This is a genomic window from Vibrio sp. FF145, from assembly GCF_041439075.1.
Lineage (GTDB): Bacteria > Pseudomonadota > Gammaproteobacteria > Enterobacterales > Vibrionaceae > Vibrio > Vibrio tasmaniensis_A.
The window spans coordinates 1-19,830 of the sequence record NZ_JBGONH010000006.1; the positions used below are offsets into that span (position 1 = coordinate 1).

At 42.6% G+C, this 19,830-nt stretch carries 17 protein-coding genes; 15 read left to right on the top strand and 2 right to left on the bottom strand.

Annotation, left to right across the window (positions count from 1 at the left end):
• The 3 genes from ACED42_RS03750 to ACED42_RS03760 form a co-directional block, all read left to right on the top strand.
• A partial coding sequence (locus tag ACED42_RS03750) for an EAL domain-containing protein (RefSeq protein ID WP_371701453.1) occupies positions 1-715 on the top strand: 715 nt, incomplete at its 5' end.
• Positions 716-835: 120 nt separating this feature from the next.
• Positions 836-1,615, top strand: a complete 780-nt coding sequence (locus tag ACED42_RS03755; RefSeq protein ID WP_017099236.1) for a class I SAM-dependent methyltransferase — start codon at positions 836-838, stop codon at positions 1,613-1,615.
• 121 nt (positions 1,616-1,736) lie between these two features.
• On the top strand, positions 1,737-2,327 hold the full coding sequence (locus ACED42_RS03760) for a hypothetical protein (RefSeq protein ID WP_371701455.1): 591 nt from the start codon (positions 1,737-1,739) through the stop codon (positions 2,325-2,327).
• 150 nt (positions 2,328-2,477) lie between these two features.
• On the opposite strand, the gene ACED42_RS03765 is transcribed toward ACED42_RS03760, so the two are convergent.
• Positions 2,478-3,356, bottom strand: a complete 879-nt coding sequence (locus ACED42_RS03765) for a carboxylate/amino acid/amine transporter (RefSeq protein WP_371701457.1) — start codon at positions 3,354-3,356, stop codon at positions 2,478-2,480.
• A gap of 52 nt (positions 3,357-3,408) precedes the next feature.
• The gene (uspA, locus tag ACED42_RS03770; RefSeq protein ID WP_009848061.1) at positions 3,409-3,843 is read right to left on the bottom strand and encodes a universal stress protein UspA; all 435 of its coding nucleotides are present in this window, start codon (positions 3,841-3,843) and stop codon (positions 3,409-3,411) included.
• Positions 3,844-4,032: 189 nt separating this feature from the next.
• Here uspA and ftnA point away from each other — a divergent pair, with 189 nt between their 5' ends.
• The 12 genes from ftnA to ACED42_RS03830 all read left to right on the top strand — a co-directional run bounded on the left by ftnA (position 4,033) and on the right by ACED42_RS03830 (position 19,829).
• Positions 4,033-4,560: a non-heme ferritin gene (gene ftnA / locus ACED42_RS03775; RefSeq protein ID WP_004735556.1), complete on the top strand. Its 528-nt coding sequence runs from the start codon at positions 4,033-4,035 to the stop codon at positions 4,558-4,560.
• A 68-nt stretch (positions 4,561-4,628) separates the two neighbouring features.
• Positions 4,629-4,952: a universal stress protein UspB gene (gene uspB, locus ACED42_RS03780; protein ID WP_009848060.1), complete on the top strand. Its 324-nt coding sequence runs from the start codon at positions 4,629-4,631 to the stop codon at positions 4,950-4,952.
• A 255-nt stretch (positions 4,953-5,207) separates the two neighbouring features.
• Positions 5,208-6,401 (top strand): NAD(P)/FAD-dependent oxidoreductase, encoded by a 1,194-nt coding sequence (locus ACED42_RS03785; RefSeq protein ID WP_135445063.1) that lies wholly within the window; start codon positions 5,208-5,210, stop codon positions 6,399-6,401.
• A gap of 172 nt (positions 6,402-6,573) precedes the next feature.
• Positions 6,574-7,353 (top strand): TnsA endonuclease N-terminal domain-containing protein, encoded by a 780-nt coding sequence (locus ACED42_RS03790; protein ID WP_371701459.1) that lies wholly within the window; start codon positions 6,574-6,576, stop codon positions 7,351-7,353.
• Positions 7,322-9,502: a transposase gene (locus tag ACED42_RS03795; protein ID WP_371701461.1), complete on the top strand. Its 2,181-nt coding sequence runs from the start codon at positions 7,322-7,324 to the stop codon at positions 9,500-9,502. Before ACED42_RS03790 ends, ACED42_RS03795 begins: the two co-directional genes overlap by 32 nt.
• A complete protein-coding gene (locus tag ACED42_RS03800; protein WP_371701463.1) occupies positions 9,492-10,943 on the top strand; it encodes an ATP-binding protein in 1,452 nt (483 codons plus the stop codon). Before ACED42_RS03795 ends, ACED42_RS03800 begins: the two co-directional genes overlap by 11 nt.
• A 33-nt stretch (positions 10,944-10,976) precedes the next feature.
• Positions 10,977-12,374, top strand: coding sequence for a TnsD family Tn7-like transposition protein (locus tag ACED42_RS03805; RefSeq protein ID WP_371701464.1), 1,398 nt, complete (start codon positions 10,977-10,979; stop codon positions 12,372-12,374).
• A 123-nt stretch (positions 12,375-12,497) separates the two neighbouring features.
• The gene (locus ACED42_RS03810) at positions 12,498-12,710 is read left to right on the top strand and encodes a helix-turn-helix domain-containing protein (protein WP_371701466.1); all 213 of its coding nucleotides are present in this window, start codon (positions 12,498-12,500) and stop codon (positions 12,708-12,710) included.
• A gap of 21 nt (positions 12,711-12,731) precedes the next feature.
• Positions 12,732-15,857 carry a type I restriction endonuclease subunit R gene (locus ACED42_RS03815; protein ID WP_371701468.1) on the top strand — a complete coding sequence of 1,042 codons (3,126 nt, stop codon included), beginning with the start codon at positions 12,732-12,734 and terminating at the stop codon, positions 15,855-15,857.
• Between the two features lie 28 nt (positions 15,858-15,885).
• Complete coding sequence (locus tag ACED42_RS03820) at positions 15,886-17,517, top strand: class I SAM-dependent DNA methyltransferase (protein ID WP_371701470.1); 1,632 nt, start codon at positions 15,886-15,888, stop codon at positions 17,515-17,517.
• Positions 17,510-18,823, top strand: a complete 1,314-nt coding sequence (locus ACED42_RS03825; RefSeq protein ID WP_371701472.1) for a restriction endonuclease subunit S — start codon at positions 17,510-17,512, stop codon at positions 18,821-18,823. Before ACED42_RS03820 ends, ACED42_RS03825 begins: the two co-directional genes overlap by 8 nt.
• Positions 18,816-19,829 (top strand): DNA-binding protein, encoded by a 1,014-nt coding sequence (locus tag ACED42_RS03830; protein ID WP_371701474.1) that lies wholly within the window; start codon positions 18,816-18,818, stop codon positions 19,827-19,829. The genes ACED42_RS03825 and ACED42_RS03830 overlap by 8 nt, the downstream gene beginning before the upstream one ends.
• Position 19,830: the final 1 nt, after the last annotated feature.

Below are 19,830 nucleotides of genomic sequence, written 5' to 3' on the forward strand. Positions count from 1 at the left end.
ACGTATTCTTGGCCTAGAGGAAAATAGCAACAAAATGCACTTTGAGATACTGGTGCGGATCAAGAACGTCCAAGGTGAGTACATTTCACCGGGGATCTTCATGCCAGCTTCCGAGCGCTATAACATCGCGCATTTGATTGATCGCCAAGTCGTCAGTCAGACGTTGAATTGGTTGGAGCAACGCCCACATCTCGTTGATGATTTGGGGATGTGTTCGATAAACCTTTCTGGTCACTCGATGGGTAACCGAGAGTTTGTTGAATTCTTGATTGAAAGTTTGGCGAACTCATCAGTGCCTTGCCATAAGATTTGTTTAGAGATCACTGAAACGGCCGCCATGAGTAATATGAAGCAGGCAATCAACTTCTTTACTCGAATTAAAGAGCTCGGCTGTTTGATTGCTCTGGATGATTTTGGTTCAGGCTTGTCGTCATTCGGATATCTGAAGGCATTACCCGTTGATATTGTGAAAATTGATGGCCTGTTTGTGCGTGATATTGATGTTAACGAGATGGACTATGTGATGGTTCGTTCGATCAATGATTTAGCGAAGCAGATGGGCAAGCACACAGTGGCTGAATTTGTTGAAAATACTCAGATTCTCGATAAGTTAATTGAACTCGGTGTTAACTATGCTCAGGGCTATGTTATTGGTCGACCGAAGCCACTGGCTGAGCTTGTTGAAGAGTTAAGGCAAGAACGAGAGATAGAGTAATTGGTTTAGGTAAGCCGACCGAGCTGGGAATACTTTTCACCGCTAATATGTATTGTTGAGGCAATCAGGTAAACTGGTTGCCTCTTTTGTTTTGAATACTACTGTCTGTTGGAGACGACCTTGCAACTACAACTGATTTGCGAAGATGCTACCCAAATCGATCATTTAAATGACTTAGCGACCCGTTGGAATTTATCTCATGATGAAAGTAGCGAGTTTGCTTTGGTGCTGACTCGCGAGCGACTTGAGCTACGTAAAGTCGATGAACCTAAGCTTGGCGCTATTTTTGTTGATTTAGTCGGAGGCGCAGTCGGTCACAGACGTAAGTTTGGTGGTGGTAAAGGTCAGGCAATTGCTAAGGCGGCAGGTCTAAACAAAGGCGCAACGCCAACTATTCTTGATGGTACAGCAGGCTTAGGGCGTGACGCATTTGTATTGGCTTCGTTGGGCTGTAAAGTGCAGATGGTAGAGCGACATCCAGTTGTGGCTGCATTATTGGATGACGGCCTGCAGAGAGCAAAAAAAGACCCAGATATCGGCGGTTGGGTTAGCGAACGTATGAAGTTGATTCACGCTTCAAGTCACGATGCGCTGGATAAACTTAGCAACGACCCTAACTTCGAACAGCCTGATGTGGTGTACCTCGATCCTATGTACCCACACCCAGAGAACAAGAAGAAGTCGGCTTTGGTTAAGAAAGAGATGCGAGTATTCCAATCTTTGGTTGGCGCCGACCTGGATGCCGATGGCTTGTTTGAGCCTGCGATGAAGCTGGCAACTAAGCGCGTTGTGGTCAAAAGACCGGATTACGCAGCATGGTTAGACGAGCAAAAACCGAGCATGGCAATCGAAACTAAAAAGAACCGCTTTGATGTGTATGTGAAAGCATCAATGACTTAGAGACACACTAAGAAAATTTTCCGTCATAAATACGATAAATCACCATTTAACACTTGCGATAGTCGCGTTACGGATGTATATCTAACTAAGAATCATTATTATTCTTAGCTGGAGTTGTAGCATGGCTAAACGCTTTTGTAAGTTAAACCGTCGAGATATCACTGAACACCTAGGAGAGATCCACAGCTTGGTTACTGAACCTAAGTTTGTGTGTCGTTCTTGTGCGCGTTCTTCGGCGGATCAAGCTAACCTATGCAAACCAACCGCAATTCCACCTCTTGGTTGTCAAAATAAACCCGTTGAAGAAAAAGCCGCATGCGGCCTGTTAGCGGAAACATTACCTGTACCCGAGCTATCACTTGCTGAAATCAACGAGACTCTTGAACCTGTTGTTCAAATGTTCGATCCAGCCGTTGCTGATATTGCCGCTGATGTTGTAGATAAAAAAGCACCACAGAAAAAAGCCAAACTGAAAAAACGAATCGCTAATGCGAGTGGTGATGAAAAAGCCGACCTCAAGCGAGCGAAGAAAGCGGCCAAAAAACAAGAGAAGTACAACAAAAAACTCGCGAAGATGATTAAGAAGCAGCAAAAGCTGTTTAAGAAAAGTCAAAAACTGGAAAGTCACCTTGAACGTATCAACCTACAACTTGATGACGTCGCTTTCACTGAAACCAAGACTCAGGTAGTGAGCCATAGTCACATTCACTGAAACTGGTACGGATAACTTATTGCTACAACGATGATTTAAAAAGAGCGACCTAAGGTCGCTCTTTTGCTTTTTGGGGTTATCCGAGCCAATTCATTTAGCTCTGTTCATTTAGCTTAGTTTAGTTTAGTTAACTAAGCTCAGTGAAAGCGGTTAGGCGTTGCTTGTGGATCTCGCAACACGCTTTTTCACCCATGTCTCGTTGACGAACAGAGAGAACAAGATAACCGCGCCGCCAATGGCCAATCGAACCAAGTCGACGTCTCTGTTCCAAATCAGGATGTTCACTACAAGGCCGGCTGGAACTAAGGCGTTGTTCATTACAGCCAGTGCCCCAGCATTCACCATGCATGCACCTTTATTCCACATAAAGTAACCTAGCCCCGAAGCAATCAAGCCAAGGTAAATCAGGATGCCCCATTGAAGCGTGGTCGTTGGCAACTTCTCAGGGTTACCTAAGAGTATGAAAGCAACCGAAGCGACGCATAACGCACCCAAATAGAAGTAACCAAATACTGTGCGCTGAGGTAACTCTGTCGATTCCTTCTCCATCACTATTTTGTAAGCAACTTGGCCGATAGCAAAGCACAGGTTTGCACCTTGGACTACGAGGAAACCGACTAAAAAGTTTTCGTTGATACCCGCGAATTTAATGAATACAGCGCCCAATACAGCAATCGCCGCTGTCACTAAATACCACGGAGAGAATTGTCCTTTGAGGAAGTCATAAATAAGTGTGACGTAAATTGGGGTAAAAACGGTAAACAGAAGGACTTCAGGAACGGATAGCAGCAAGAAAGATTGGTAATAGAAGCAGTACATCAGCCCAAGCTGGATACCACCAATCGTCATCAACTTAGCGATCAGCTTACGCGAGATACCTCGAAACTTCAGGAAAGGAAGAAATACAATGCCAGCAAGGGCAACACGCATTAATACAGAGAACCAAGAATCAACCTGACCAGCAAGGTAAACGCCGATCAGGCTAAAAGAGAAGGCCCATAAGAGGGTAACACTAGCTAAATAGCTCATATAAAAACTTCGTTAATAAGATATGAGCTGTATGTTACCTAACCTTAATTCATTAGTCTTCTGAATCTCTTAGAGGCACGACCAGCATATCAACCGGCGAGGCATTGATCAGTTGTCGTGTTGAAGAGAGCAATTTGCTCCAGAAGTCTTGATGGTGCCCACAAACCACTAAATCAACATTGAATTCATTGATGGTGTCACACAGTTCATGACTCAGGTCGCCGCTGCCCACTAAGGTGTGGGTAATTGGGTATTGAGCGTGTTCTGCAAAATTTTGTAGCTGAACTCGAGATGCTTCCATCGCGTTGTGCTGGGTTTCTGCCATGTTGATATCAATAAGGCCGGTATAGAGCTCTGCATAATTAATATCGATATGGATAAAAGAGACTTTGGCTTCCAATGGCTTAGCCAATGCTACTGCTTTATCCACAAGTAATTTGCTGTCATCTGATAAATCGACTGCGACCAAAATATGTTTGTAACTCATATCGCTACCTCTTCTATTCATTGCCTAACTAAAGACTAGCACTATGCAATGCCTTTTTTTGCTGAAGTGATCTCATATCCACTGTCTTGCGTAATGTTTGCTCGAAATATTGGTTAACTAATGGCCTGCGAGATATTCATAAAATAGTGATATAGTAGAGAAAACTGAAGATGTAATTAGGAGTCTTAAATGCTATCAAAAACTATGGTAGAGCAACTGAATGATCAAATTAATCTAGAATTTTTCTCATCCAACCTATACTTACAAATGAGTGCTTGGTGTGAAGACAAAGGATTTGAAGGTGCAGCAGAGTTTCTGCGTGTTCATGCAGTCGAAGAAATGGAACACATGCAGCGTCTTTTTACTTACGTAAGTGAGACAGGTGCAATGCCAATTTTAGGTGCGATTGAAGCGCCAAAACATGAATTTGATAGCCTTGGGGCTGTGTTCCGTGAAACTTACGAACATGAGCAAATGATTACTCAAAAGATCAACAAACTGGCTCACGTTGCTTTCAGCACACAAGATTACTCAACCTTTAACTTCCTGCAATGGTACGTTGCAGAGCAACACGAAGAAGAGAAGTTGTTTAAAGGTGTATTGGATAAGCTAGAGCTTGTTGGTGAAGACGGTAAAGCATTGTTCTTTATTGATAAAGACTTAGCGCAATTGGCAAAAGATGGTTCATCTTCAATTATGGAAGCTCCTGCCGTTTAGGTAGTACGAGAAAGACACTGATTATCTTTTTCTTTTGAGTTTTCTTATGAAGATGTAAGGAGGAAAGGATGATCAGCGGCGACACTATTCTATTTGCACTAATGGTTGTGACTTGTGTGAACTGGGCGCGTTACTTTACTGCGCTAAGAACACTCATTTATATTATGCGAGAAGCACACCCTCTACTATATCAACAAGTAGATGGAGGTGGTTTCTTCACAACCCATGGCAATATGACCAAACAGGTTCGCCTGTTTAGTTACATCAAAAGCAAAGAGTATCACCACCATCACGACGAAGTTTTTACGTCGAAGTGCGATCGTGTAAGGCAGTTATTCATACTCTCTTCTGCTCTGTTAGGTGTAACGTTGCTGTCTTCTTTCATCGTCTAAGTCATTTAGTACGATTGAAGTAGAGCTTAGGTTTTTGGTGTAAAGCTTCGGTTGTTGGTTCGCTAAGCCAAACCAAACAGTGGCTTGCTTATGTCTGTGAATTGTACAATTGAACATCAATTGCAAAGTTTAAAATTGCCGCTAAAATAGCGAGCAATTAGTAAGGATGTGCTGTTTATGCACATCCTTTTTTATTGATGGCATTTCGAGAACAGGGCGTACTCGGGCTGCACAAGTGAAGAAAAGCAGAACCACATGAGTGAAAAATTTGATGTAATCGTAATTGGTGCGGGCGCCGCTGGCTTAATGTGTGCTGCGGAAGCGGGCAAACGCGGGCGACGAGTGCTGGTGGTTGATCATGCAAAGAAACCAGGCAGAAAAATTTTAATCTCAGGTGGCGGTCGTTGTAACTTTACTAACTATGATGTTTCAGCCAACAACTTCCTGTGTAACAACCCTCACTTCGTGAAGTCAGCTTTATCTCAATACACCAACTGGGATTTTATCTCGATGGTGAGCAAGTACGGCATTGAGTTCGAAGAGCGCGATCACGGCCAGTTGTTCTGTGTGAATGACCACACAGCAAAAGACATCGTGAGCATGCTGCTTGACGAGTGTAAGCAAGCGAAAGTTGAACAGCGCTACCGTTGTGATGTTCACTCCATCGAAAAAACAGACGCAGGCTTCAAGATGCACCTCAATACCGACGAAGTTGAGTGTGACTCACTCGTTGTAGCGACAGGCGGTTTGTCTATGCCTAAGCTAGGCGCAACGCCATTTGGCTATAAGATTGCGGAGCAGTTTGGTTTGTCTGTAATGCCGACTACGGCGGGGCTAGTACCATTCACGCTCCATAAAGAAGACAAAGAAGCTTTCGCTGAGCTTTCTGGTATCGCAATTCCTGCTGAGATCACAGCGCAAGACGGCACTTTATTTAAAGAAGCGTTGCTGTTTACTCACCGCGGCTTATCTGGTCCTTCGGTACTGCAAATCTCTTCATTCTGGAAAGCGGGTCAATCGGTTTCTATCAACCTAGTACCTGAAGTAGACGTTGCTGAGTTGCTTGAAAATTCTCGCGAGAAACACCCAAATCAGAGCCTGAAAAATACCTTGGCAAAAGCACTACCAAAGCGTTTTGTGGAAGTGCTGATTGATCGTAAAGAGCTTGAAGACAAGCCGCTTAAACAGTTCAATGAAAAGCAGCTTAGTGGCATCGTTGAGCACCTAGAGAACTGGAAAATTGCACCAAATGGCACTGAAGGTTATCGAACTGCCGAAGTGACTCTAGGCGGAGTGGATACTGATCACCTATCTTCGAAAACCATGGAGTGTAAGAGTGTGTCTGGCCTCTATTTCATCGGTGAAGTAATGGACGTAACGGGTTGGTTAGGGGGCTATAACTTCCAATGGACGTGGTCGTCTGGGTGGGTTGCAGGCCAAAACGTATAGCACTGTTTAGGAACAATAAAGTTTGTACACTGTCGATTAAGTTTGTACAAAGTTCCATTTTGGAATAATAAAGTTTGTACACTAGGCTATAATATACTGCATCGAATTAGATTGAGTATATGTTGTGGCTGGACGAAGAAAACTTGAAAAGCTCGCTGACTTTAAGCGAGCTTTGAAACAGAGTTATGGCTTAGGTGAAGGGGCCAATTACACGCCTTGGATAAGAGTTCAAGATGTTAAATCTCATGGTCATAGCGGTAAGATTGAAGGAATAAAATCAGGTAGGACTCACCACACTTTATCTGAACAAGAGTCGTGTTTTTTCTATTTGGCTGAGTTTTCTGACTCAGTTATAGATATTCGGGAGCAGTTTCCTTTGCTTCCTCTATCCCTCTCATTAAAAATTTCTAAATCACTTGATATTGAGCACCCTAAACACCCTATCACCAAAGATCCTGTCATCATGACCACCGACTTCCTATTAACCTGTAGTGATGGCCAAAGGGTTTGGTATGAAGCTGTATGTGTTAAACCAAGAGAAAAGTTATCTGACAACAGAACAGCCGAAAAGCTAGATGTAGAGCGAGTATGGTGGGAATTGCTTGGCGTTCCTTTCCACATATTTTGCCTATCGGAGCTTAATCAGATTAAGTCCAGGAATATTCAATGGATTACAGACGCTAAACGCAAGAAGTACTCATCAACACCGAATGAATTTAGAGATGTGGCCAAACGTTTGTTGACGATCGGAACGATGCAATTGAATGAGATTTGTGAAACATTTTCTCATGAACTTGGCATTTCGCAAGATGATGCCTTGGTGTTGTTAAAGTCTCTGTTGGCTGACAAAGAAGTAACAGTTGACCTGTCTCGCCCTATCGTCCTATCAGGGATGATTGAAATCATGGAAATTAAGATAGATGGAAATTCAAGGCAACATGCAGCAAGTTGATCTAAATAGTGTTTGGAAAATTGAAAGCTTGGATGGTCTCAGTGATGGACTATACCGAGTTTTACAGCAGCATACAGAGAACCGCATTATCATCTTATTTCCTTTGGTCGAATCAAAGGCTTTGCAACGGCCAATCAAACTAGCTTTTGATCTTTTTAGTGGGGCAATCAAAGTCGGTAAAGCTCAGCAAAGTCTGTATGAATTGCCTTATTACCAATTGCAATTTGAAGATGATATTTCAGAAAGTCATCTCGCCAAAAGAAATGAGAAATACTCACTGATCGTAGACTTAGTTTCTTCTTCTGATTTTTTGTTCAATCTAGTTGACCAACCTCGCAGTGCTTTGGTTTCTCAGCACGCAAAGGCGAACAACACATATGTGCAGAATATATATAGAGCACTAAATCTCTACTGGAAGTATGGCCAAGAACGAAATGCACTCTTACCGAGCTATAAGAACTCTGGGGGTAGAGGTAAATCAAGAGTAGCTGGTGCAGCAAAGCGTGGCTCTCCGATACAACTCTCCAGTCCAAGTATTGAAGTCCCTGAAGGTGTTAATACCACTGAGCACGATAAGATTTTGTTTCTTAAGGCGATGAAGGAGTTTGGACTCAAAGGTGAAAAAGTCAAGTTCAGTCGTGTATACGACAAAATGCTCAAAGAATATTATGCAGAGGAGTTAATTGCTGCTGAATCTGAGTCACGAGAAGCTTTAGTACCTAATTACCGAGCGTTTGTTTATTGGGCAAAAAAACTAGTTCCAGCGCAAATTTTAATACGTAAACAAACAAATCAGGGTGACTTTGACCGCAATAAGCGAGGTTTAAAAGGTTCTGCTACCGATCATACAGAAGTTCCTGGCAGTTGCTTTGAATTGGATGCAACAGTTTTGGATGTGCATATAGTATCCTACTTTCAGAGACATCATGTATTGGGGAGACCAACCGTTTATTGTGTGGTTGATAAAGAAAGTCGAATGATTGTCGGGCTGCATGTCTCCATGGAATACGCTTCTTGGAGGGCTGGTCGGCAGGCTTTAATCAACAGCTTTACCTCTAAGAAAGAGTATTGCGCAGAATTTGGCATTGAAATAGAAGAAGCTGATTGGCCTTGTAACCACATACCTCAACGATTGCTTTGTGATCGAGGAGAGTTTATTTGTCAGGATGCCGAAAATCTCGCTGTGCCATTGATTGGCCATTTGAGTATTGCTCCACCATACAGGGCGGAATTGAAAGGCATAGTCGAACATCGTTTCAATATATTGAACGAGAAGTTAGTCCATGAGCTGCTAGGGACGACGAAAGGACGGCATTACATCAGAAGTGATAGAGACCCAAGATTAGATGCTACTTTTACGCTCAGAGAAATAACCAAGCTCCTTATTGATGAAGTTTTAGAGCACAACAGTTCAATTTTTAAAGATTTAGCCAAGCAAAGTACATTGCTTATTGAGTCAGGGCTTTCTCCAACCCCTCTAAACTATTGGAATATACATGTTAAAGCGCAGCGTCATGCTTTAATTCGAGCTGACGAGGCTCATATTCGTTCTCGCCTATTACCAACAGTAAAAGTGACCATGACAGGCAAAGGAATTCGGCTAAACGATCAAATGTATTATGAGTCAGAACATGCTGATTTTGATACTTGGAAAGTAATCGCGAGAAATAATGGTTCATGGCAACTAGATGCTTTAGTTGATCATGATAATTCAAGTTTCATATTTGTCAGGCTTGAGGAAGTTAGTGGCTTTACTCGATGTTACCTGATGAAGGAGTCGGCTAATTTTGCTCATAGGCATCAGGCAGACATCCTGTATTTTGAAGACTGGATTAAGTTGGAAAAAAACAAAGCTAAGCCAACATCGAAATCGATAGAGCGTCACCAGAGAAGAAATCAGGTTGTCGAAACTGCAAAAGAAGAAGCGGCATTGGCTCCATCGCTGAGTTCAAAATCTGAGAGAACAAGGGGTATGAAAGCAAGGAGAAGGGAGGCTATTCTTGCACAGAGGATTGAGGACGGAGAACCCCCATTTCATCAAGCTAAGCCTGATATGGAATCAGATATACCCAGTGGACATCTTGATGACAAGAAGAAAAAAGTAATTTCATTGCTCAAGCGAAAAAAGGCCAACGATAATGAGGTGTGAAGATGCCATTTACCATGAAGCGATATTACCCGAGCATCGTGGTAATCCTTTGATTGAAGCTTTGCCACCTAAGGTTGAGGATGATGAGTTAGTTATTAAGCTGAGTAATTATCCAGAGAGGCTCATTGAGGAAACAACGTTCGAGGCAATTGAAAGATGGGACTATCTCACCCGATTAAAAACGTTGAGGCAGCCACTGCCGCTCTATTTTGATGTCTTTAGGGCCATAGAAATGGCAATCAAAGAGGGATATTCAGCAAAAAATCCTTTATCTCCCACAACAATGAACTATCTACATTATTCTTTGGATAATCGACCTGATGTTGAACCCCGAACAGGCTTTTTTAAACCTAAAGGTAGTGGAATAACAATAATTGGTGAAAGCGGAGTAGGTAAAACCTGCATGCTTGAACAGGTACTAAACTGTTTTCCTGACGTTATAGAACACCGCTATTACCAGAACAAAGTGTTAGCAATACCGCAAGTTGTGTGGATAAAAGTCGATTGTCCAGATGATTCGAGTGTTAAAGGTCTTTGCCATCGTATATTAGAGCAAATCGATGAAAAATTAGGACAACCTCCAACAAAACCTGCGGGAACGATAGCTCTTTTACTTCAACAAATTGAATCGAAAATGAAGTCAAATTTCCTCGGGATTTTGGTTATTGATGAAATGCAAAATCTAAACCTTGCTAAAGCAGGCGGTGCCGATCGACTTTTAGGTTTTTTACATAACTTAGTTAACAATTTAGGTATTCCGATACTTTTCTGTGCAAACCCTCCGTTTGATGAGCTTCTCAGCAAGAGTTTTAAATCAGCGCGACGAGCGGAAAGTAGTGGCTATTTCGATGTAGAACTAATGAAGAATGATGATGAGTGGGAATTGTTCGTGGATGAACTTTGGTGTTTACAGTGGACGAATGTTGAAACGCCGTTGACCCCAAGTTTGAACAATAAACTTTACTCACTGTCTGCTGGCAATATGGATTTGGCTGTTCGAATTTATTATTCAGCTCAAAAGGCAGTTATTGGTTCTTCAGACGAGAGGATTACTGAAGAGGTTCTTGATCTTGGAGCAAGTATTGCTATACGGGCCACGAAAAAGCTCACAGAAGAAATGAGAAAGAAACACGCGATTTCTATCCTAAAAAGAAATCGAAAAGATGGTAACGCTGAACTGAACAACCATCGGAGTGAAGATAGTTCATCGAAAGAAGCCATCAACACCAAATCTAAAACGGTAACAATACCTGGAGATCTAACTCGCCCACACCATCCAGAGTTTGCTGATGTATTAACTGAGGTCAGTTTAGCCGAAGATTTGATTTATAGGGTGTTGGATACCTCTCTTATTCAGAAAGCATCTCAAGAAAGTGATCCTCTTGAAAGCCTTAGAGCATCAGGGGTATTGTGCGATGACCCACTTGAGACTTTTGGTTAAGTTTAGAATGTAGGGTTAAATAAAGGGGGCGATATGCGTTTGCCAGATGCTTTACCTGATGAGTTGTTATTTAGTCGACTGATTAGATATTGCTGTTTGTTCGCTGTTCCGATACCTGAACTCTTACACAGAGTATACGGAGATCATAGAGCAAGCATTAACCCGATACTTACTGCTGGCTTAAGCTCGCTTTCAAGTCTTTTCAGAGAGAGCAAGGACGACCTGCTTAGAGATCAAACTCTTGCTCCGTTGTTTATGCACTATTATCCGCACTACAAAGCCAAATTATCAGAAGCTATATCGTCAACGGACAATTACACTGCTATTAGGTTAAGCCAGCTTTCATGCGTGAGAGAACATGCACAACTCACCCTCAAAATGTGCCCTGTGTGTGTTCAGGAAGATATCAGGCAATTTGGTGTGGCTTATTGGCACCGAGTTCATCAAATACCTGCTATCGAATCTTGTTGTGATCATCAGCAGCAACTAGTGCATGTTTGTCTTCCTAAACGATTAAAGTTAGCAGTTGGGTATCCTTCTTCTTTTGAAACCGAGTATCAAGAAAGTAGCGATGAAAGCTTTCATTTAGCGCAGTTTTCTCGGCAGGTACTTCGAGAACAATCAAACAATATTTCTACATTTAGGTCGGCTAGTTACTCAGACAAATTATCGAATCTTGGCTATGTGACCAAGAGTGGTCGCATCCGCAGGATAAAGTTACTCTCTGACTTTTATGCGTTTACAAGCCAATTGCATTATCTATCTTCAAATGTTCTACCATCATCTGAATCGGATTTTAAGTACATTACTAATTTGCTCTATAACCAGTATTCACAGCATATTTTTAAGTACTTAATTTTTGAATACTGGTTATCGAAGCGGCGAAGGACTAAGAAAACACCAGAAATAATCAGTGAGCATATTGCCGATAGTCCCCCTAATGTAGAGCAAGAATGTTTGGTACTCCTAAAGCAAGGGCTATCAATTTCATCGATAAGCAAGCAAACAGGAAAGAGTCGCACCTATGTAAAGTCCGTGGCGTATGCTTTTGGGATGGAGAGTCTGTTTGACCCCACGAAACTAAAATCATCGGTTAGAGAGCACGTTATTACACTTGCATGGAGAGGTTTCCATCGTTCTGAGATCGCCCGACGCTTATCAATATCGACAGGAAGTGTCGAAATGTTGATTTCTAGCTTAACTGGGTTGGTTGAGTGGAGAAAGCGGTGTAAGCATGAATCGAAACGGCGACGCTACAAATGCCTGATACTTCGATACCGACACAATAACCCGTTAAGGATTAGAAAAGAGATAAAGCGAGATTGTAACGCAGCGTTTTACTGGCTGTATCATCATGAACCTGAATGGCTTGAATTCGTATTACCTAAGCCTATTAAGCCTTATCTGAATCCAAGAGCGAGACTGATTTGATTACTCTCGCGCTTATTTTCTCTCTACTTAAATAATTTCATTTTAACTCTAATTTTTAGCCACTGGCTGGCGTTTCTGTTATATTTTCGCTTACGTTCAGAATGTCTGTATGGATAGGAACACATGATCAAATGCCACCTCGCCCGTTTGATGGGAGAGCGAAAATTAAGAATAGCGGATGTCATTCGTGAAACGGGTTTAAGCCGCAACACAGTGACACTTTTGTACAAAGAAACCGCACAAAAGGTGGACTTAGAAGCCATCGACAAATTGTGCGTGCTATTTAATTGTCAAGTTGGTGAGCTCTTAGAACAGTCACCAGAGAATGGTCAATAAAAACAATAACGAAGGATTGATATGAGCTTCACAGAAGATTCACGAGTAAAAATACCAACGATCCTACATCTTATGCGTTTGGGTTATGAGTACCTATCCCTGAAAGGAACACACTGGGACAAGGATACAAATATCTTCCCGGAATCATTTTCCTCAGCGGTCAGCCGTATAAATCCTGACATGACACCTGATGATGTTGCCCGTTTGCTCGAAGAAGTGAAACTCTCTCTGGATAACGAAGACTTAGGCCGAGCTTTTTTCAATAAGTTGAAGGCTCGATCTGGCACTAAGCTGATCGATTTTGAGAACTTTTCCAACAACAGCTTCCATGTCGTTACTGAGCTCACCTACAAAAACGGCGACGATGAATTTCGTCCTGACATTATCTTGTTAATCAACGGCATGCCGTTGGTGTTTATTGAGGTGAAAAAGCCTAACAACCGAGACGGTATCATCGCGGAAAGAGAACGCATCAATAAACGTTTTCAAAACCCGAAATTCAAGCGCTTTGCTAACATCACTCAGTTCATGCTTTTTTCCAATAACATGGATTATGTCGATGGCGATCCAGAGCCAGTACAAGGTGCATTTTACGCGAGCAGTTCATATGACAAGCCAGTATTTAACTACTTTCGTGAAGAAGAGGTGTTAGATCTTACTGCGCTTTTAAAACCACTGACTGATGAGCAAGAACTGGCAGTACTCAAAGACAACCACTTAGAAGTGATCCGCAGCAACCCTGAGTTTTTGAGTAACAAAGAACCTAGCCGCCCAACCAACCGAATCTGTACCTCTTTGCTCAGCAAAGAGCGTTTGTCCTTTGTTCTACGCTATGCATTGGTCTACGTATCAGAGAGTGATGGCCTGCACAAGCACATCATGCGTTACCCACAAATGTTTGCGACCAAAGCTATTGAGAGAAAGCTAAACGAAGGGGTTCGTAAAGGGATTATTTGGCATACCCAAGGAAGTGGTAAAACCGCATTAACCTATTACAACGTTGGGTTCTTAACGGATTACTTCCAAAAACGAGAAATCATTCCAAAGTTCTACTTCATCGTCGATAGACTAGACTTGCTGCAACAAGCACAGCGAGAGTTCACTGCACGCGGCTTGATTGTTCATACCATAAACTCCCGCGAAGCGTTCACGCGTGACATCAAAGCCACACAAGTGATTCACAACCACTCAGGCAAAGCCGAAATAACCGTCGTCAACATTCAGAAGTTTAAAGATGACCCCGACGTTATTTCAACGCAAGACTATAACGTCACCATACAACGTGTTTACTTCCTGGATGAGGTCCATCGCAGTTACAACCCGAAAGGTAGCTTCCTGGCCAACCTGACTCAGTCTGACACCAATGCTATCAAGATAGGTTTGACTGGTACGCCTTTACTTGGTGAAGACTATAACTCACGAGCTCTTTTTGGCGATTACATTCACAAGTATTACTACAATGCTTCAATTGCCGACGGTTATACCCTGCGCTTAATTCGTGAAGAGATCGCGACCAATTACAAAATGACGCTTCAGCAAGCGCTGGAAGAAGCTGAAGTAAAAATGGGCGATGTAGACCGCAAAGAAATATACGCCCATCAAAGTTTTGTTGAGCCAATGCTGGACTACATCATCAGCGACTTTGAAAAGAGTCGCGGCACGCTAAATGACGCAACCATAGGTGGTATGATCATTTGCGATAGCTCAGACCAAGCAAAGAAAATGTTTGAGCTGTTTAATGCTGTGTACGCCTCAAAGCCCCTATTCAGCAGTGACAGCGAAGAACTTCAGCAAGCAACATCGGTAGCAGAACCGATCCCAACTTACGTTCAAACGGCGAGCATGGAGCCAGCCAAGCAAGCCCACAAAGTGAGCAATGCTGCGCTGATTTTGCATGATGTCGGCACAAAACAAGAACGCAAAGATTGGGTTGAAGATTTCAAAGCAGGAAAAATCGACTTACTGTTTGTTTACAACATGCTACTAACAGGCTTCGATGCTAAACGATTGAAGAAACTCTACCTTGGCCGCGTGATCCGAAAACATAACTTGCTACAAGCATTAACACGCGTCAACCGCACATACAAAGATTTCCGTTATGGCTATGTGGTTGATTTTGCAGATATCCGTAAAGAATTTGACGCGACTAACAAAGCTTACTTTGACGAATTACAGTCAGAGCTGGGCGATGAAATCGAAAGCTACTCCAAGCTATTCAAATCACAGGAAGAGATCAAACAAGAGATAGAACACATTAAAGATGTTTTGTTCCGTTTTGATATCGACAACATGGAGACCTTCTGTGATCAAATCAGCCAGATACAAGACAGAGAAACTGTCTTAGCACTTAAAAATGCCCTAGCTGATGCACGAAGCCTGTATAACCTTATTCGCCTGCAAGGTGAGTACGACTTCCTTGATGAACTGGATTTTGCCAAGCTAAACGTGCTTTACCGCGAAACTAGCAATCATTTGGACTTGCTCAACCTCAAACAAGATCTTGAACAAGGCACTGACACCACACACCTGCTTCACCGAGCCTTAGAAGATGTCATCTTCAAGTTTGTTAAGATCGGTGAAGAAGAGCTGGTTTTGGCTGACCAGTTGAAGAATACACTGCGCCAAACACGGGAAGCGCTGGCAAGTAACTTTGACCAACAAGACCCGAGGTTCATCAATCTGAAAGATGAGCTAGAGCGATTGTTTAAGAAAAAGAACCTCAGTGAAGTAACACAAGATGAAATGGTCGCCAACATCGATGCACTCAATAAAATTCACCAACGAGTGAAAGAGTTGAACCGACAAAACAACCAATTGCGTCAAAAGTACCTAGGTGACTCCAAATACGCACGTTTACACAAGCGTGTATACGAGCGCCAACAAGAACAACGCGATATTACAGACTCTGAAAGAAAGATTTTTGAGGCCCTACTCGGAGTCAAAGAAGACGCCGATAGCCAGGTACTCGACAACACGTCCGTTCTTGATAACGAAAGCTATTTTGCGCGGCATCTGCTACCAAAGGTTCATAACCGCTTTATCAAACAACAGAGCATTCCCTTGAATGCGGAAGCGGTACGTTATGTAAACCACCTTGTCGTAGCAGAATATTTAAAAGAATTTAATACAGGTAGCCAATCCTGGTAAGAACACAAACTAAGGCAGTACACAAACCATGGTCGAACTCGAATTTAGAGAAAAAACAAAAGCCCTTATCGATAGTCTGAAAAGCATCTGTGCAACCAATGGGTTAGGCAACAGTACCGGGGAATTTGAGATCATCACTCAGGTTTTTTTGTACAAGTTCCTGAACGATAAGTTCGCCTATGAAGCAAAGAAAATAGATGAAAAAATCGCTAGTGCAGCAAAATGGGAAGAAGCGCTGATTGAAATGAGTGAAGAGGATCTAGAGATGCTCCAGATCCAGATGGGTGCTGACACTGCTCGTCTCAAACCACATCATTTCATCAGTCACTTGTTCAACCAGCAGGACAAGCCTGGGTTTGCTCAGCTGTTTGATGATACTTTGATGGACATTGCCATCAGCAATAACGATGTGTTTGCGGTAATGACGGACACAGGCGAGAAAGTACAACTGTTTACCCGCATCAGCGAGAACGTGACCGTTTCCAAGCGTGATGCTTTCTGCAAAGCGATCATCAACAAACTGATTGAGTTCAGTTTTGAGCGTATCTTTAACCAAAAATTTGATTTCTACGCCACCATCTTTGAATACCTGATCAAAGACTACAACAGCAACTCAGGCGGCAAATATGCCGAGTACTACACCCCTCATGCGGTAGCACGCATTATGGCCGCAATTTTGGTGCCTGAAGACCAGCAAGGCACCGTGCGCAATGTGAGCTGTTATGACCCGTCAGCGGGCTCTGGCACCCTGCTTATGAACGTCGCCCATGCTATCGGTGAAACGCGTTGTAGCATCTACACGCAGGATATTTCGAAGAAGTCATCAAACCTACTGCGTTTGAACCTGATTTTGAACAACTTGGTGCATTCAATTCCTAACGTGATTGAAGGCGACACTCTTCGTCATCCACACCACAAGGAAAATGGTGAGCTACGCAAATTTGATTACATTGTCTCTAACCCACCATTTAAGCTGGATTTCAGTGATTTTCGTGATGAGTTGGACAGCAAAGAAAACAAAGATCGCTTTTTTGCTGGTATTCCAAAAATCAAAGCCAAAGCCAAGGACAAAATGGAAATCTACCAATTGTTCTTGCAGCACATTATTTACTCATTAAAACCAGGTGGAAAAGCAGCGGTGGTATTGCCAACAGGGTTTATTACCGCTCAATCTGGCATTGATAAAAAGATCCGTCAGTACCTGGTGGATAACAAGATGCTGGTGGGTGTTGTCTCCATGCCATCCAATATCTTCGCGACTACAGGTACCAACGTCTCCATTCTGTTTATTGATGACAATAACAAAGACAAAGTAGTGCTGGTTGATGCATCAAACTTGGGCCAAAAGGTCAAAGAAGGTAAGAATCAGAAGACGGTTCTAACACCAGAAGAAGAACAGCAAATCATTGATGTATTCAACAACAAGTGGACCGAAGAAGACTTCTCTGTTGCAGTCAGCTATGACGATATCACAGAGAAGAATTACAGCCTCAGTGCCGGACAGTACTTCGAAGTTAAAATTGAATACGCAGATATTACCGCAGAGCAGTTTGCGGAAAAAGTGCAGGGCTTTAGCAGTAATTTGGACAGTTTGTTTAAACAATCACGTGAGCTAGAAGTAGAGATTAAAAAGCAGTTGACGGGCTTGAAATATGAATAACATCCTCAGTGATAATCTTGGCAATTTAGTAAAAGCTGGCGGAGGTAAGATCCACACAGGTCCTTTTGGAAGCCAACTTCATGCTGCTGACTATGTTCAGGAAGGAATTCCATGCATTATGCCTGCAAATATGAAGAGCAACAGAGTCGACCTTTCGGATATAGCTTACATAACTGAAGGTGATGCTAATCGGCTTTCGAAGTATATCGTCAAGAAAGACGATATTGTGTATAGCCGTAGAGGAGATGTAACACTCAAAGCCTTGATAAGGGAAAAAGAAGATGGGTATTTCTGTGGTACTGGCTGCCTGTTACTTCGCCCTGGTGATAAATTTGATTCTAGATTTCTAACTCATTACCTCAGCACACCAACAATTCAGAACTGGATTGTCCACCAAGCGGTCGGGGCGACAATGCCTAATTTGAACACAGGTATTCTTGCCAGCATACCGTTCAATGGTCCAAAGAAAGAAGAGCAAGAAAAGATCGCGGATGTTCTTTTTGTTATTGAGGATAAAATCGAACTCAACAACCGCATCAACTCTGAACTCGAAGCGATGGCGAAAACGCTTTATGACTACTGGTTCGTGCAGTTTGATTTCCCTGATGCGAATGGAAAACCCTATAAAGCTTCTGGCGGAAAGATGGTTTACAACGATACCTTGAAGCGGGAAATTCCTCAGGATTGGAAAGTTAATAAGCTAGTAGAAATCACTTCATTGATACGTAGAGGTATTTCACCTAAGTACACCGAAGAAAGTGGAACACAAGTTCTTAACCAAAAATGCATCCGTAATCAGAAAATTTCATTTGAAGATTCTAGAAGGCATCAAGCAATCATGGACGATAATGATGAACGCCTTTTAAAACCTTTCGATGTATTAGTTAACTCAACGGGTGTAGGTACACTTGGTCGTGTTGCTTATGTTAAGCGTTTAGCTGAAATGAAAACAACGGTTGATTCTCATGTGTCAATCGTTCGAGCCAATCCTGATAAGGTTTGCCCACGATATCTTGCTTGGAAACTAATGCGATACCAACCAGTAATTGAAGTAGCTGCGAATGGTTCAACAGGTCAAGTTGAATTAAGTAAAAGCTTTCTGGAAGATATAAATGTAATCATTCCTTCCGACTCCGTAGCTAAAAAGTTTTCAGAATTTGTAGAGCCTATTGCTTTATCCGTAGCCAAAAGAGAGAGTGAGAATGAACAGCTAATCTCCTTGCGAGACTGGCTTCTTCCAATGCTAATGAACGGCCAAGTAACAGTAAAACCAAGCACTGAATCAAAGGAGACTCAGCATGGCTAAAGATCTCACAGAGTCTTTGCATGATAGACAAAATATTCTAAATAATCGTTACGCCTTGCAAAAAGCTGAGCAACACCTTGCTCTAGGTGGTGTGGCGTTTGACGGTGAAACGGTATTTACCAAACAACAGGTGATAGAGCTGTTCGATATCAGCGACGCCACTGTAGAACGTTACTTGTCTTCACACGGAGATGAGCTAAAAGCAAATGGTTACACCTTACTAAGAGGTGCGAAGCTAAAGCAATTCAAAGAGATAGCTGTTGGTACCCTCATCAGTGAGGGTACCAAAACTACGGTGTTAGGGGTTTTTACTTTTCGCGCTATTTTAAATCTGGGAATGCTGCTCACTGACAGTGAACGCGCCAAAGAACTACGCTCTCGTGTACTTGATATTGTAATTGATGTACTCGCAGAACGCGCAGGGGGTCACACCAAGTTCATCAACCAGCGCGATCAAGACTACTTGATGGCGGCGTTCCAAGAGGAAAACTACCGCAAACAGTTTACCGACGCCTTGGACAAATATGTAGACGGCAATCAGTGGAAGTATGGCCGCTTTACTAACCTGATCTACCAAAGCATTTTCCATGAAAATGCATCGGAGTATAAGAAAATACTAAAGCTGGCTGAAAAGGATAAGATCCGTGAAACCATGTACTCTGAAGTGCTCACGCTTATTGCCAGCTTTGAATCTGGTATTGCTCACGAGCTCGAGCGCCAGAGCGTCAGTCTGGGCCGTCCATTGGCGCAGAAAGAGGCAGAGCTGTTATTCGCCAGCTTCGAGCAGCATCCACTATTTAAACCGCTGATAACCGATGCCAGAACAAAAATGGCCAGCAGAGACTTGTGCTTTAGAGATGCTTTGCATGAAAAACTGGAAGCCTATATTAAATCGGTTCCAGAAGCTGACTTTGAGCGTTTCCTTGGTGAGAAAAGTAAGTCTCTAGAGGAACAGCTCAGTGATCCAGATACATTAGATGTATTCAAACGGTTGAAGGATCGTTGAT